Origin of the sequence: Tolypothrix campylonemoides VB511288_2 (assembly GCF_045999855.1) — a bacterium.
GTDB classification, from domain to species: Bacteria; Cyanobacteriota; Cyanobacteriia; order Cyanobacteriales; family Nostocaceae; genus Scytonema; species Scytonema bouteillei_A.
Genome location: NZ_JBFPMW010000006.1, coordinates 348,890 through 363,282, shown reverse-complemented (window position 1 = coordinate 363,282; position 14,393 = coordinate 348,890). Strand labels below are relative to the sequence as shown.

Genomic DNA, 14,393 nt, shown 5'->3' with positions numbered 1-14,393 from the left:
GGTTCTCCCTGGAGCTACTGCCGTCGCAAAGGACACGAAGGAAGAAGAAAGGCAAAAACAATACTTTTACCCTTCATCCTTCATACTTTATCCTTTCAGTAACTATTAATGATTGAATTTGTTGATGTACGAAAAATCTACAAACAAGGCGACCAAACAACAGTCGCCCTAGACGGTGTTACCCTTCAAGTCAAGCCAGGGAAAATATTCGGAGTCCTCGGACCGAGTGGCGCGGGAAAAAGTACTCTCATTCGCTGCGTCAACCAACTAGAAAAACCCACATCGGGTTCCGTTTGGGTTAACGCTCAAGAAATAACAGCCCTCTCCGGTGCAGCATTACGCCAAGCACGCCAACACATCGGCATGATTTTTCAGCACTTTAATCTCTTGAGTAGCAGAACCGTTGCAGAAAACATTGCCTTCCCTCTAGAAGTCATTGGTTACAGCAAACTTAAACGAAAAGCGAAAGTCGAAGAATTACTAGCACTCGTTGGTTTGGAAAGTAAAGCCAATGCTTATCCAGCCCAACTATCAGGCGGACAAAAGCAGAGAGTTGGTATTGCACGGGCTCTAGCCGGAGAACCAAAAGTACTGCTATCAGATGAAGCAACCTCCGCCCTCGATCCCCAAACAACCCGTTCAATATTAGAATTGCTTCGCGACCTCAACAAACGAATGGGGCTGACAATTTTGCTTATTACTCATGAAATGAGTGTAGTCAAACACATATGTGATAGTGTAGCAGTACTGAGAGCCGGAAAAATTGTCGAGCAGGGGCAAGTCAGTTACCTGGCATCTCAACCAGATACTTTACTGGCACAAGAATTTTTTCCCCGTTGCAATGGATACACTCACCATTCTGATGGAATTTTGGCAACACTAGCATTTGCTGGAGAAACTGCTACCCAACCCATATTTGCCACTTTAGCTCGTCGTTTTGATATTGATATTCATCTTCTTAACGGGAGTGTTGAAACAGTAGGAAACCAACGCGTAGGTCAGTTTCAAGTCGAACTTAAAGGAGCCAATTTAACCCAGGCTCTTGAGTACTTACATAAATCAAAGGTTGAAGTCGAGGTACATTCATGCAAGGGTGGGAATTAGTTCAAAGTTTGTGGCTAGCATCGCTTGAAACCTTTTACATGGTGGGATTATCAGCTATAGTTGCTATATTGTTAGGTTTACCTTTGGGCTTGTTGCTGGTGATGACCGGTCCCGGTAACGTTTTAGACTCCCCACAAGTGAATAAAGCCCTAAGTGCAGTTGTCAATACCGGGCGTTCCTTTCCCTTTATCATTCTACTGGTTGTGTTAACTCCCCTTACAAGACTGGTTGTTGGCACTTCCATTGGCAGTACAGCAGCTCTTGTTCCCCTAACCATTGCTGCTATTCCATTCTTTGCACGAATTGCGGAAACTAGCATTCTTGAAGTCGATAAGGGTTTGATAGAAGCAGCAGAAGCAATGGGCTGTAACTATTGGCAAATTGTTTTCAAAGTGCTCATCCCCGAAGCCCTACCATCAATCATTTTAGGGATTACAATTCTCATCGTTAGCTTGTTAAATTCTTCAGCAATGGCTGGAGCAGTTGGTGGTGGAGGTTTGGGTAATTTAGCAATTCAATATGGGTATCAAAGATTCGATGTAGGAGTCATGTTCTCCACAATTCTAGTTCTGATTGTTCTGGTACAACTCATACAATTTTTAGGAGATCTTCTAGCCCGACAACTAAGAAAAAAATAATTCTTTTTGAGGCTTTGCAACAAGTACGCGAGATCGAATCCACTATAAATTAGAAAAAATTCGCTTATGAACGCTCCAAAATCATTAGAACCTTTAACAGAAATTGGTCGCCGTTTTGTTCTCATCGCTGGAATTGGATTTTTTACATCCATTCTTTTTGCAATTGTTTAGTTTTTATAGGAATCATAAATCATTTGCAAACAATTTTAAGGTCTGGAGGATAGGCATATCTTATCAAAAACCTTATATTGCGAGTATTGCCCTCCCTACAGTAAGTTAAAAAATAAAATGGGATTCCTATAGTAGTTAGTTGGAACAAGAGTCAATGAACAAAATACAAACAAATCAAACATATTTGAAAATGAATCGTAGATATTTCCTCATCGGTGTCAGTTCCTTTACGATCTCTCTACTTTTTTCGGCTTGCAATCAAAACTCTAGTGATATATCTGCAAATTTAACTGCAAATCCTACAGCATCTCCCGTTCAGGTGACTCAAGAAAAAGAAGTTATCAAAGTGGGTGTCTGGTCTGTGATTTCTGATGATATTTTAAAGTTTATTCAAACCAATCTAGCTGCTAGTGAAGGATTGGATATTCAAATAGTTAACTTTAATGATTGGACACAACCTAACACGGCGCTAAAAGATGGACAAATTGATGCCAATTTTTTTCAGCACACTCCTTTTATGCAAAATGCTGCAAAAGAACTGAATCTCAATTTAATTATGCTTAAAACAGGATTTTTAACTCCAATAGGTATCTATTCCAAACGATATAAATCTATTGCTGAAGTACCACAAAAAGCAACTATCGCTATTTATAATGACAAAAGTAATGGCGATCGCAGTTTAAGGCTACTGGCTTCTCAAGGCTTCATTAAGTTTAAAGACAGTGTAGGAGAGTTTGCAGGCGTCAAAGATATTAAAGATAACCCCAAAAACCTTCAACTGAAAGAACTAGAAGGACCAGCGATCGTGCGTTCCTTAGATGATGTAGACATAGCCGTGCTTTCCGCTTCTCTACGTTTACAAGCGGGGCTGCAACTAAAACCATTAGTACAAGAATCAGCTTCAGAACAGCGCTATGCGGTGGGTTTAGTCACATTGCAAGAGAAAGCAAACGAGCCCAAAATTCAGAAACTAGGTAGCTTAATTAACGCTCCTCAAGTCAAAGATTTTATCAATCAAAAATACCAAGGCGCTGTACTCCCCGTATTTTAAATATGACTCATTGAAACAGTCAATTGAAGTATGAGGTATGAAGGATGACGTCCTCAAAACCTGAATAAATACTGGTTAAGAAAGGAATTGACTTCTACAGCACATAAACCAACACGAACTATCTTCCCTGCTTTTCGCAAAATGTCTAATCCTTTTCCATTATTGCGAGGATCTGGATCGACCAAAGAGACGTATATCTCCTTTATTCGAGGATCTTGCGCGATCGCCAAAGCACATGAGGGAGTTCGTCCATGAAAAGAACAAGGTTCAAGCGTGACGTACATTTTTAAGGAATCAAATGCTTTGCCTTGAATCTGATGAAGCGCTTCAGCTTCAGCATGATGCATACCTGGTGCTTGCGTGTATCCCTTTGCCACGATCTCTTCAACTCCTACAATGACACAACCGACAGGTGGATTTGGCAAACATTCAGGCAAAGCTTTTCTGCTTTCAGCTAAAGCAAGCAGCATAAATACATTTCTCATTCTTGGATAAAAATCTGTTTGGACAAATTAAATCATAAAAACCGACACGACATATAGCAGTTCGTGTAGGAGTTACAAACACCTCTTCCTTGTCTTCCTTGTCCCCCTTGTCCTCCTTGTCCCCCATGTTCAGATCTCAACTAGGATTGCTATATATATTTAGTGCTCGTAAACCCCAAAAAAGCTGTATTATAATTCACTGTCAATAATCGGTAAAAATTTGCAAGCGCCGATAGAGTCTTCTCTATTTTGGGCATTGTTAAATTTGCTTTAGTTTTTTTAAGATTAACTACAGTGTTCTTTCTAAAAAATCAAAATATAGCTTTGGGCTTGGCTCTATTAGCCATGATTTTTCTTTCTCAGTTCAATTTCAAAACAAATGACCGTGAAATTCCAATTTTGGGTTTTCATGGTATTTTAGATGACAAAGCTCCCGTGATTTTTTCTCCTAAAGAGTCACTCCATTACCCGCAGCAAGACCTAGAAGAACTTCTAGAAGACCTAATTCGTAACGATTACTGGTTTTTAACGACTCAAGACTTATATGACTTTTTCTTAAAAAAAGCCAAAAAAATCCCTAAAGAATATCTCAATAAAAAGCCAATTATGCTGTCCATAGATGACGGACATAAGACAATCCATACTAATTTACTCCCAATTCTTTATAAACTAGAGAAAAAATACAATAAAAAAATTAAAGTTGTCTTATTTATTAATCCAGGTACTTTTCCAAAGCAAAAGAGTAAAATCTCAACTCATTTAGGGTGTCAGGAATTAAGAGAGGGCTTAAAGAACGGTTTTTACGATATTCAATCTCATGGGATGAACCACAAAAATTTAACTAAACTCAGTTCTCAGGAAATCGTATATGAGCTAGTGCAAGCTCAAACAAAATTACGAGAATGTACCAAAGATTTAGATCCACAGAAAAAAGTAGCATCTCATTTTGCTTATCCCTATGGAGCTTACAATCAACAGGTAAAGTCTTATGTATCTAAATATTATTTATCAAGTTATCTCTATAATGATGAGATATTAAATCTTGTTTGTAGAAAATATTTTTATGAAATTCCACGACTCACTGTAAGCCGTGGAACATCTTTTCTCGAACTTATCAGAAAATCTGAAGGTATGTATGAACTGAAAAATGACGTAAAATGTCAAGAAACAACACTAGTAAAAAATAAGAAAACATTATAGAAGCTACTTGCCACGCTCTGCATAAGTCAGCTTCTAGTGATGGTAATTTGTCTGCATTTCGAGTATTTCACAGGTTGCAGATCCCCCCTAACCCCCCTTAAAAAAGGGGGGAACTTCATTCCAATTCTCCCTTTTCACGATGTTTCATCCCTTTTTTAGAGATCTGTACACCACGGTAGCTTTTGGGAGCATCCCAATTTGGAAAAAGATGCTTGTGATTGAAATCACGTCTATACAAACAAAGTCCCTTCGGGTTCACCAGTTCCCTACGGCGGGAAACCCGCCTGCAGGACTGGATTCACCACCTACGTGGACTTCTTATTAAGTCCGCGTAGGCGGACTTTGTTTGTGTAGCCCCAGAATTCTATTCTGAGGGCAATTGCGCTCTTTGGGATGCTCCCGTAGCTTTTTAAGGGAGGCTTTGCGTCAGCCCTGAATTACTACTTACTTCATCTTTTTTTCTGAGTCAGCTTATTAAAGATTCGCTGACTATTTAATATTAACAAACGCGTTTTCGTCAAATCTTTAATATTGGATGGATAATGCATTTTGTGGTCGTAGAAATTATTTAAATCATCCAGAATCACCTTCAATCTTTGAATAATATTATCCGTTCTGTATTCCGCAAAAAATTCTTCTGACAAATTGGATGGGCTCCAAGATTTCAATACCTTTAGAATACGCTGAACATCATATGCTCTAGAGTAACCAGCAATTTTATAGCTATTAAATGCAGGGTCTAAATAATCAGATAATCCCCCATTAAGACTAGAAAATACCTGACAACCACAAGCAAGTGCTTCCATGGGTTGGAGACCGAACCCTTCACTTACACCCTGCTGCGCCCAGTATTCTGCTGAATCATAGAGGTAAACTTTAGCTCGATTGAATAAACCAGTTATATCCTCAACGTAGGAATTAACAATTGTCACTTTGCATTGTTGCTGCAATTCTGGAATCAGTTCCTGAATTAAATATTGAGAAGATTTACGGGTTTGAATTAAAACATCAATATCTCTTTCAATGTTGAGATTTTGAAATTCATTGGAAATTTGATTGGGCAAATAATAAATTAGAGAATTTGGAGCTTTTTGTCCCCAATATCCCATAGTATTTCGACTGACAGCAATTATGGGAATACTTGAAGGCAAACTAAAGCCATAACCTGCGCTATGGGCGTGATAGACAACATTATATTGCTTGAGTTTTGCCACAAGTCGAGCTACATCAAATCCCCAACTAACGACAAAAATAACATCATCTAATTTTTTGCCTCTCAGTAGATCGTCTAAAAAAAGCTTATCTTTTTCCCTTTGGCGATAAGTCACAACATCAGCACTACAGATTTCCTGAGCCAGCGTTAATGTTTTTAACTCTGCCCACAGCCCTCCGCAGGCAAACTTACCATATGTTCCGGGTAGTAAGAAATAGAGTTTTCTCATATTCATTCATTAATTAATAGGGATTGGGGGAGTAGGGGAGTGAGGGAGTGAGGATACGGATCGTATGGAAGTATTTTCTCCCTTGTCTACCCCCTCTCCCTTGTCTCCCTTGTCCTCCCTATTTCTTCCTAATCTCTCCATCGCACTTTGATAAAATGTGCGTCGCGTCCCCAAATATCTCGCGTGCGCGTAATACTATCGATTTCTAAGTTGAAGGGAATGGAAGTTGTTAGGTATCGCTGTACCGAAGCACCTACGTCAGGAGCAAGTTCACACGCAGTGGTTGCTGCTAACCCCAAACCTATAAGTTGCTCAATAGGTCCCCGTGGTAGTAGCAGATGCATTCCCACAGCTAACCCAGCTGTAAGCACCATCGCTACTGAAAGATTTGTACCACAACGAGGATGAACGGCTAAATCCCCTTCACCATGAGTCAGGCGGTGTAGAGCCAGCATCGCTGCTCGCCGTAAATCGCTAATGTTTACCTCTCCATAAAGATAAAATCCTTTTTCAGTAGATAAACCACCTAACAATTCGTTGTCAAGTTGAACGGGGCTTGTTGCTTTAGTAGGAGAAGCAGAAGCAGTTTTTGCTCCACTGAGAACCCAAACTGTAGCGTGCTCCAAAGCATGAACTTGGCGTAAAATCAGAATTTCTTTCAACCCTGGAACAAATGATAAATGCCTGAGTAAATCGGCATCTTGCATTGGTTGGGCTGCTGTAATATCAATAAAGAAAAGAGAAGAAGTATCCATAGCAACACTGCTCTTGAGACTGTGGAGCAACATAGATTTCTTTTAAATGTAACGTTTCAATCTCTCGATTGTTGCTAATTTTTGTTGACTGTATAGAGCGACTTCAGTTTCCTATGGCAAAATTTTTATCTTTTCTTCCTGAATTACCCTACCTACTGGGGTCCTCCCGCGTACACACAAGCTAATTTCTTGTGGGCTGGTATCGTTCCCGCTCCATACACTGGGCTAGGGAGGATGTCCACCCCACAAGAAGGATAACTTATTCCTTAACAGTTCTTGAGAGAAACGCAGCAAGTGTAGTTAGTCTGTTACTGGTTAGATAAAAAATGAAAATAGGGATCGGGGTAGAACAACCGATCGCCAATCGCATTTTTATCTGTTTTGGTGTATGAAAATACATAAGAACTACTTAAATTCGCCTCTGCCTTACTTGATTTTTCAAGGTTTACACCTTCAAATCTAAATTGTGAGGAGGAAACTATAAGCAACCAGTCAAAATTAGCTTGACAGAATGCTAGACATTGGTTGAGTTTGCCGAACTTGTTGAATCATTGTTGAAATTAGGCAGAGGACAGCAATTTACATCATTCAAGCAGACTTTGCCCCAGTGTAATGCCCAACGGACAAGAGCAACTCGGTTGTCTGTGCCTGTCTTGGTGAGAATATTGCTGATATGGTTGTCAACGGTTCGCTTGCTTATTTCCAACTTTGCTGCAATCTCTTGGTTAGTTAAGCCAGCAGCCACTAAATCAATAATTTGCAGTTCTCTGTCTGACAGACTAACAGGGGTCTGAGACTCGCCACCAGCCATGAGTTTTTTTCCTCTTTAGTATATGTACTTAATCACTCTTTCTCATTCTAGAAGATTCTTTTGGAGGTAGATGCTTAAAGTATAGGCAGAAATACTATTTTTATGAGAAGTAGGGCAGAAGGATGAGGGGAGGAGGGGATGGGGGATAAGGAAGACAAGGGGGACAAGAAAAGACCACTATTTGTTTTTTTTGTTACTATATACTTATGTATAAATAAGTATAAAGATAAGTAGAAATACTATTAAACAGGAGTACTTACAACTAAGTTTGGTAGCAAAAATTGCTATTTAATTGTATGAACGAACGCCAACAAATTGGCAGAAATGTTGTAATTTTATACTGGAAATTCCTAAGCCAACATCCAAAATTCAATGAGTAATCCCCGTGTTTTGTGCCTGGGTGAAGTTTTGTTTGACCGATTAGCTGACCAATTGGGGCGAAAGCTAGAAGAAGTTGAGTCTTGGACAGCTTATCCTGGAGGAGCACCCGCTAACGTAGCCTGTGCTTTAATGAAGTTGGGAACATCTACAGGATTTGTCGGTTGTGTGGGTGAGGACGCACCAGGTAATGAACTGGTGGAACTGTTTGAAAAGGTGGGTGTAAATACAACAGGAATACAGCGTCATCCCACAGCACCAACAAGGCAAGTTAATGTTGTACGCTCGCTCTTAGGCGATCGCTCTTTTGCTGGCTTTAAAGACTTTGAAACCACAGAGTTTGCGGACACTTACCTAAAAGCTGACAAATTACCAATAGAGTTATTTGAAGCAGCAGATTTTCTAGTTTTAGGGACTTTGGAGTTAGCTTATCCGGAAAGCGGACAAGCTATTTACCGCGCTTTAGAGCTAGCAGAACATTATGATATTAAGGTGCTTCTAGATATCAATTGGCGTCCCGTGTTCTGGACAAATCCCGATATTGCTCCTCAAAAAATTCAAGAATTATTTAAACAAGTTGATTTTCTCAAACTTTCTAAAGAAGAAGCTGAGTGGCTATTTAATACAGCTGATGCAGGTGCAATCACTTACCGCCTCAATTCGGTTGAAGGAGTTTTGATCACAGATGGAGAAAACGGCTGTGCTTATTGTCTTGGTGAAAACGAAGGCAAACTCCCCGCTTTTTCCGTCCCTGTCGTTGATACAACTGGTGCAGGGGATAGTTTTGTCGCTGGCTTTATTCACCAAATACTGACTTATGGTATCCAGAGCTTGAACGACAAAGAAACTGTCACAAAAATTCTGAATTATGCCAGTGCAGCAGGAGCATTAACGACAATGAAAGCAGGTGCGATCGCATCTCAACCCACTGCAGCCGAAGTAGAAGCTTTTCTCACTTCTCACTCTAGCTAACAAAGATGGGCTGCAAGATCCCCGACTTTATCAAGAAGTTGGGGATCTAACCAACGTAACATTTATAGATAACTTTATATGTCAATCAACCGACTCAGCCAACAAATACAGTTCATTATCGAAATTGACGATTGTGTAGCTGAAGGTTACTTGCAAGAAGCACCCGCTACAATTGCCTCCCACTCAGATTGAGAAAGAGGTTGCTCCTTAAAGTCGGTATCAAAACAACGGCTAGCAGCCGCAATTAATGCTGTCACAATCTCTTTAATATCTAATTGAGGAAGTCTCACGGGTGTAAATGTTTCCCCAGGAAAAACCCGAGCAAATAACTCACCATCTGGTTGCAAACGAATAGAACCATGCTGTAGGGTCGCTACTCCCCTTCGCAGTTGGGCGCTACCAATAAATTTTGTTCCATTTGGCAAAACAAGATCGGCACCAGTCGCAGTACCAAAACAATTGGGGTTGTGGATATAACCTCGCCCTGCTGTTCCGTAGTGCAATTCTACACCAAGCGCTCGCCACCCTTGAATCAAAAACTCACAAATTTTCTGGTAGATCTCAACACGGTTTCCCGTCAGATTGGATGTCACTACAGTGTAAGTTAAATCACCTTGATGCAATACCGCCCGCCCCCCTGTTGGACGCTGCACCAAGTTGATTTTTTGTCCCTGCCAAACCAGATTTTGCCAGTGTTCTGGATATTTGTGTTGGTGGTATCCCAAGGAAATAGTCAGTGGCGACCAAGTATAAAATCGCAAAGTAGGCGGATGCGATCGCAACAGGTGCTGTTCTAGCAACCAACGATCGATTGCCATTTGCGAGTCACCAGAAGCTTCTAACAACGGAATCAGTCGCCACATAGAATTTTGGATTTTAGATTTTGGATTGAGGGTTTGGGATTGGGGAATTTTCAGCTGACTTCCCATCTAAAATCTAAAATTTCTTCAATAAGCTACACCATACTCAGCTTGTAACACTTCGTCATTGTTATCAGCAATAGTGGCTACAACCGTAATCAGACGAGAAACCTCACCTGGGGATAAATCTGTTAGAGTCCGGGTTCCCATAACAACTACTTGGTTTTCAATGATGGCAAAATGGGATTCAAAGGTACTTGATGCATTCATTTCCAAGAGTTTTTGCATTAACTTGGATTCATCCTTAGCGGGTAATTTCAGCACTGGAGACCAAACGGTGATGGTATCCTCATCAGTTGTACCAGTCAGCTGGACAAAGACTTCTACCGTACCATAGTGAAACTTCCAACGATAACCTCCTTCTGAAGGATGGCTTACCATTGCACTGTCATCTTGCTCTAAAGTGTCGATGACGTTTTCAACAATCTCTATATAGTTGATACTCGTTGTCTCAGCGATAAATTCGTTGATGAGTTCTGCATCTGACATGGATTCAGTTGCGGGCTTTTCTTGCTGTGATTGGGAGCTTGTCATACAGATTTTTGCCTCAGCAGCATCATTATTACATCTAGACATACTTTATAAAGGATAAAAGATGAAAAATACTTACTTCATCCTTCATAATTCATAATTCATAATTCATAAGGTGTGAGTTTATGTCCTCTGTTTCCGAAGCATCTCAAATTCGAGATATTCGTCAGCTAAGTATTAATCTCGATCGCTGGTACGTTGTTGCTCGTAGCAGCGAGGTCAATACTCAGCCCATAGGTGTAACGCTATGGAAACAAGCAATCGTACTTTATCGCGATCGCAACGAACAAATCCATGCTTTAGAAGATCGATGTCCCCATCGACTTGTTAAACTCAGTCACGGGCGAGCGATCGATAGCGAATTGGAATGCGCTTATCATGCTTGGCGCTTTAACGCTCGAGGCGAATGTGTAGCAGTACCTTATTTAGCAGACAATCAAAAACTCCCCAGTTGTAAAATTCGTCATTACCCCGTACAGGAACAAGACGGGTTTATTTGGCTTTTCCCTGGAAATGCACAAACCAAGCATCACGAGTCAGTACATCCAATGGGCGTTCCCGAATGGGAACACTTGAATTATATTGCTACAGTGTCAGTCATTCACTGTCAAGCACACTATTCTTATTTGATAGAAAACCTGATGGATATGTACCACGGGCATTTACATCAAGATTACCAAGCTTGGGCAGAACCATCCCTCAAAGATATTTACGAAGATAGCGATCGCGTTGACGCTCATTATAACGCTCAAAGTTATTACAAGATTGATAAAATTTGGTCTATTTCCCAGTTATTTTTTCCTGCTTTGCGCCGACTGCATCCCGAACCATTAAATGTTAGTTATATATATCCTCATTGGGCTTCAACATTAGGCAAAGATTTTAAAATTTATTGTTTGTTATGTCCTGTCAATGAGATAGAAACAAAAGCATATTTAGTTCATTTTACATCACTCAATGCTTTTTGGCGCTTGCATAAATTACCCGTATGGTTTCGACGGTTTGTGAAAAATAGTTTGTTTGGTTCGGCGCAGAAATTGTTGGATGGATTGGTGAAACAAGATGTACTGATGATCGAAGAGGAACAGCAAGCGTATTTGGAAAATCCTCAGAGGCGGGGTTATGAGTTAAACCGGGTAATAGCCAGCGTGCAGAGGTTAATGAGAAATCAGGTGGAAAAGCTAAAGTAATATGAAATATTTCCTTAAACTCTAAGCTTGAGGTTGTATCTGTAGTAAAAGATTCTATAGCAATCCTAAATCATTTGTAAAAAATTTGAATTGCTAATGGCTAATGGCTAATTGACCATTAGCCATTAGCAGTCTTCACGCTTATTCTTATATTTCATTTAGGACTGCTATATACCTCAGCCATTAGTATGAACGCTAGCAACTGCATGAATCCGAATTGCCTAAGTCTGAAAACTTTTTAGCAAGGGAGCATCTCAAATTTGCAATTGCCCTCAGAATAGAATTCTGGGGCTACACAAACAAAGCCTGCCTACGCAGGCTTTAAATAAGTCCGCACAGGCAGACGAGCGTTTGTATAGGCGTGATTTCAATCACAATCTTGTTTTTTCCAAACTGGGATGAGCCCATAATTCGTAGTGTGATACTTTAGAATGCTCTTCTAGTATCTATTAAAGCAAAAATGCTAGAATACATTAAATACTTATAGATAAAGCAGTGTGAATACAATAGAACTCGAACTAGATGAGAAAACCCTGAACAAAGCACTTTTGCTGGCAAAAGTACGGCATTGTGATTTGTCAGACTTAATTGCATATGCAATCGACCAGCTGGCGTTAACTGAAACGCCAAAAGACCGATTGTTAGGGCTATTTGCTGACGATCCTAAGTCAGTAGATGAGATGTTAGCAGAAGTTATGAAGGATAGGGAAGCGCACTCACTCAATCAACGTTTTGGAAAAAGCACTACTTGACACGGATATTTTTTCTGAACTTTTAAAGGGCCTTAATCAGAGAGGTGTGGCTAGAGCTTCAGCTTACCATTCTGCACTTGGTTGCTACACAATCTCTACCATCACTGTGTTGGAAATTGTCAAAGGTTGGCATAAGCTTCAACGTGAAGACAAGATTCAGCATTTATTTTCGGAAATTATTAATATAGAAGTGTTAGCACTTGAACTAAGTGATGCTCAATTAGCAGGACGCATTTATGCTGATTTGGAACGCACTGGGCAACCGATAGGACTCGCCGATGCCATGATTGCTGCGATCGCAGTACAAAAGAATTTAATTTTAGTTAGTGGTAATTTGTCGCATTATCAGCGAACTCAAGGGCTGGGTTACAGCTTAAAGCTGGATAATTGGCGAATATAACAGTACCTTTGCCAAGTTCTCAAAAGCCCCACTCATCTCAAGTGAGGGGATTTCGGCAAAGGTATTGTATGAAGCACCATTTTATTTAACATGGCAGAATAAAGATAACTGAGAGCGGACTCTCAACACAACAAGAAGTTCGTCACTGTACGATCGCTTTAACATGAGCTATTGCCTAAATCCTTTTTGTCCCAACCCCCAGCATACCAATGATGGCAAGTTTTGCTTGACTTGCGGTTCCAAACTACTCCTGAAAGAACGATATCGTGCAATTAAACCATTAGGGCAAGGAGGTTTTGGCAGAACCTTCTTAGCTGTGGATGAGGATAAACCGTCTAAGCCACGTTGTGTTATCAAACAATTTTTTCCCCAAGCCCAAGGCACGAGTACAGTAGAGAAGGCTGTTGAGTTGTTTACTCAAGAAGCAATGCGCCTTGACGAACTGGGGAAACATCCACAAATCCCGGAACTCCTTGCTTATTTTACTCAAGACGATCGGCAGTATCTTGTACAAGAATTTATTGATGGGCTAAATTTGGCTGAAGAATTGGCACAAAGGGGTGCTTTTAATGAGGCGGAAATTCGGCACTTACTCAACGACTTACTGCCAGTGTTGCAGTTTTGTCATGAAAGACAAGTCATTCACAGAGATATTAAACCAGAAAATATCATTCAACGCAGATCTACAGCCTCAGCTATTGGAAATCTTGTTTTGGTAGACTTTGGAGCTGCAAAAGCAGCGACTTACACCGCCTTAAACAGGACTGGTACTAGTATTGGTAGCCCGGAATATGTTGCACCCGAACAAATCAGAGGAAAAGCCGTTTTTGCCAGTGACATATTTAGTTTGGGCGTGACTTGCATTCATCTCCTCACTCAGTGTTCTCCCTTTGACATATACGACACTTATAATGCGACTTGGGTTTGGCAGCAGCATCTTAAAACTCCCGTCAGTAATGAATTGAGATACATTCTTGACAAAATGTTGGAACCTACTGTTGCCCAACGCTATCAAACAGTCAACGCAGTCCTCACGGATTTGAATCGCCAACAGCAAGTCGCCCTCGCATCACCAACACCAGTCACTCCTGTCAGTACACCTCCTGCTCCACAGAAATCGACTTCTGCCAACTCCACGAATGACATTATTGATAAAGAATTGCAAGAAATAAAAACAAAGCTGTTGGGGGGTCGCAGTGGTGGGAACTCAAACAATGTAAATAAAAATACCCAATTCCAGCCTACACAAAAACCTCAGCCTTCTAGTAAAAGTATTATTGATGATGAATTAGAGGAATTAAAAGCTAAGTATAAAAATGCGAACCCAGACTCAGCAGATTAAATTGAACAAAGTTATTTTAGGTAAAGTGGATTTAAAATAACAAAGGTAAAGTGAATTTAAAAGAGTATAAAGCTCAAAAAACTACGGGAGATTTCGTTTAATTGAAGCCTGCGTAGGCAGGCTTTGTTTGTGTAGCCGCGATTTCCAATCGTCGGCGTTTTTTCATTCATTGGGATGCTCTCCTAATGTGCGTGATTATTTGCCATTTAGTTGCCTGAAATTAGGGGTAGGCAAGAACGCCTACCCCACAT

Annotated in this window: 15 protein-coding genes; 9 read left to right on the top strand and 6 right to left on the bottom strand. The window is 40.4% G+C overall.

What is annotated here, in order from left to right:
* Window positions 1–108 precede the first annotated feature (108 nt).
* The 3 genes from AB0756_RS20575 to AB0756_RS20565 all read left to right on the top strand — a co-directional run bounded on the left by AB0756_RS20575 (window position 109) and on the right by AB0756_RS20565 (window position 2,964).
* Window positions 109–1,104 carry a methionine ABC transporter ATP-binding protein gene (locus tag AB0756_RS20575; protein WP_038074223.1) on the top strand — a complete coding sequence of 332 codons (996 nt, stop codon included), beginning with the start codon at window positions 109–111 and terminating at the stop codon, window positions 1,102–1,104.
* Window positions 1,086–1,742, top strand: coding sequence for a methionine ABC transporter permease (locus tag AB0756_RS20570; RefSeq protein ID WP_038074220.1), 657 nt, complete (start codon window positions 1,086–1,088; stop codon window positions 1,740–1,742). The genes AB0756_RS20575 and AB0756_RS20570 overlap by 19 nt, the downstream gene beginning before the upstream one ends.
* Before the next feature lie 361 nt (window positions 1,743–2,103).
* The gene (locus tag AB0756_RS20565) at window positions 2,104–2,964 is read left to right on the top strand and encodes a MetQ/NlpA family ABC transporter substrate-binding protein (protein ID WP_038074398.1); all 861 of its coding nucleotides are present in this window, start codon (window positions 2,104–2,106) and stop codon (window positions 2,962–2,964) included.
* 53 nt (window positions 2,965–3,017) lie between these two features.
* Here the strand turns inward: AB0756_RS20565 and AB0756_RS20560 are convergent, their stop codons facing one another.
* Window positions 3,018–3,434 carry a bifunctional diaminohydroxyphosphoribosylaminopyrimidine deaminase/5-amino-6-(5-phosphoribosylamino)uracil reductase RibD gene (locus AB0756_RS20560; RefSeq protein ID WP_202048677.1) on the bottom strand — a complete coding sequence of 139 codons (417 nt, stop codon included), beginning with the start codon at window positions 3,432–3,434 and terminating at the stop codon, window positions 3,018–3,020.
* Window positions 3,435–3,743: 309 nt separating this feature from the next.
* Between AB0756_RS20560 and AB0756_RS20555 the strand changes: the two genes are divergently transcribed.
* Window positions 3,744–4,649: a polysaccharide deacetylase family protein gene (locus AB0756_RS20555; RefSeq protein WP_038074395.1), complete on the top strand. Its 906-nt coding sequence runs from the start codon at window positions 3,744–3,746 to the stop codon at window positions 4,647–4,649.
* 449 nt (window positions 4,650–5,098) lie between these two features.
* Here AB0756_RS20555 and AB0756_RS20550 read toward each other — a convergent pair whose 3' ends face one another.
* From AB0756_RS20550 to pedR, 3 genes are all read right to left on the bottom strand, one after another.
* Window positions 5,099–6,091, bottom strand: coding sequence for a glycosyltransferase (locus AB0756_RS20550; RefSeq protein ID WP_038074393.1), 993 nt, complete (start codon window positions 6,089–6,091; stop codon window positions 5,099–5,101).
* Window positions 6,092–6,219: 128 nt separating this feature from the next.
* A complete protein-coding gene (locus AB0756_RS20545) occupies window positions 6,220–6,846 on the bottom strand; it encodes a DUF6391 domain-containing protein (RefSeq protein WP_038074391.1) in 627 nt (208 codons plus the stop codon).
* A gap of 514 nt (window positions 6,847–7,360) precedes the next feature.
* The gene (pedR, locus tag AB0756_RS20540; protein WP_038074215.1) at window positions 7,361–7,657 is read right to left on the bottom strand and encodes a photosynthetic electron transport-dependent transcriptional regulator PedR; all 297 of its coding nucleotides are present in this window, start codon (window positions 7,655–7,657) and stop codon (window positions 7,361–7,363) included.
* 372 nt (window positions 7,658–8,029) lie between these two features.
* On the opposite strand from pedR, the gene AB0756_RS20535 reads away from it, so the two are divergent.
* A complete protein-coding gene (locus AB0756_RS20535; RefSeq protein ID WP_038074214.1) occupies window positions 8,030–9,007 on the top strand; it encodes a carbohydrate kinase family protein in 978 nt (325 codons plus the stop codon).
* 146 nt (window positions 9,008–9,153) lie between these two features.
* On the opposite strand, the gene AB0756_RS20530 is transcribed toward AB0756_RS20535, so the two are convergent.
* Together AB0756_RS20530 and AB0756_RS20525 are read right to left on the bottom strand one after the other, a co-directional pair.
* Entirely contained in the window at window positions 9,154–9,870 is a 717-nt protein-coding gene (locus AB0756_RS20530; RefSeq protein WP_038074388.1) for a lipoate--protein ligase family protein, read from the bottom strand.
* An 84-nt stretch (window positions 9,871–9,954) separates the two neighbouring features.
* Window positions 9,955–10,461, bottom strand: a complete 507-nt coding sequence (locus AB0756_RS20525) for a YbjN domain-containing protein (RefSeq protein ID WP_038074212.1) — start codon at window positions 10,459–10,461, stop codon at window positions 9,955–9,957.
* Between the two features lie 122 nt (window positions 10,462–10,583).
* Here AB0756_RS20525 and AB0756_RS20520 point away from each other — a divergent pair, with 122 nt between their 5' ends.
* The 4 genes from AB0756_RS20520 (at window position 10,584) to AB0756_RS20505 (ending at window position 14,142) form a co-directional block, all read left to right on the top strand.
* Complete coding sequence (locus AB0756_RS20520) at window positions 10,584–11,648, top strand: aromatic ring-hydroxylating dioxygenase subunit alpha (protein WP_038074210.1); 1,065 nt, start codon at window positions 10,584–10,586, stop codon at window positions 11,646–11,648.
* A 497-nt stretch (window positions 11,649–12,145) separates the two neighbouring features.
* Window positions 12,146–12,400 (top strand): hypothetical protein, encoded by a 255-nt coding sequence (locus tag AB0756_RS20515; protein WP_038074208.1) that lies wholly within the window; start codon window positions 12,146–12,148, stop codon window positions 12,398–12,400.
* 46 nt (window positions 12,401–12,446) lie between these two features.
* Window positions 12,447–12,800: a PIN domain-containing protein gene (locus tag AB0756_RS20510; RefSeq protein WP_237265990.1), complete on the top strand. Its 354-nt coding sequence runs from the start codon at window positions 12,447–12,449 to the stop codon at window positions 12,798–12,800.
* A 163-nt stretch (window positions 12,801–12,963) separates the two neighbouring features.
* On the top strand, window positions 12,964–14,142 hold the full coding sequence (locus tag AB0756_RS20505; RefSeq protein WP_038074204.1) for a serine/threonine-protein kinase: 1,179 nt from the start codon (window positions 12,964–12,966) through the stop codon (window positions 14,140–14,142).
* Window positions 14,143–14,393 lie beyond the last annotated feature (251 nt).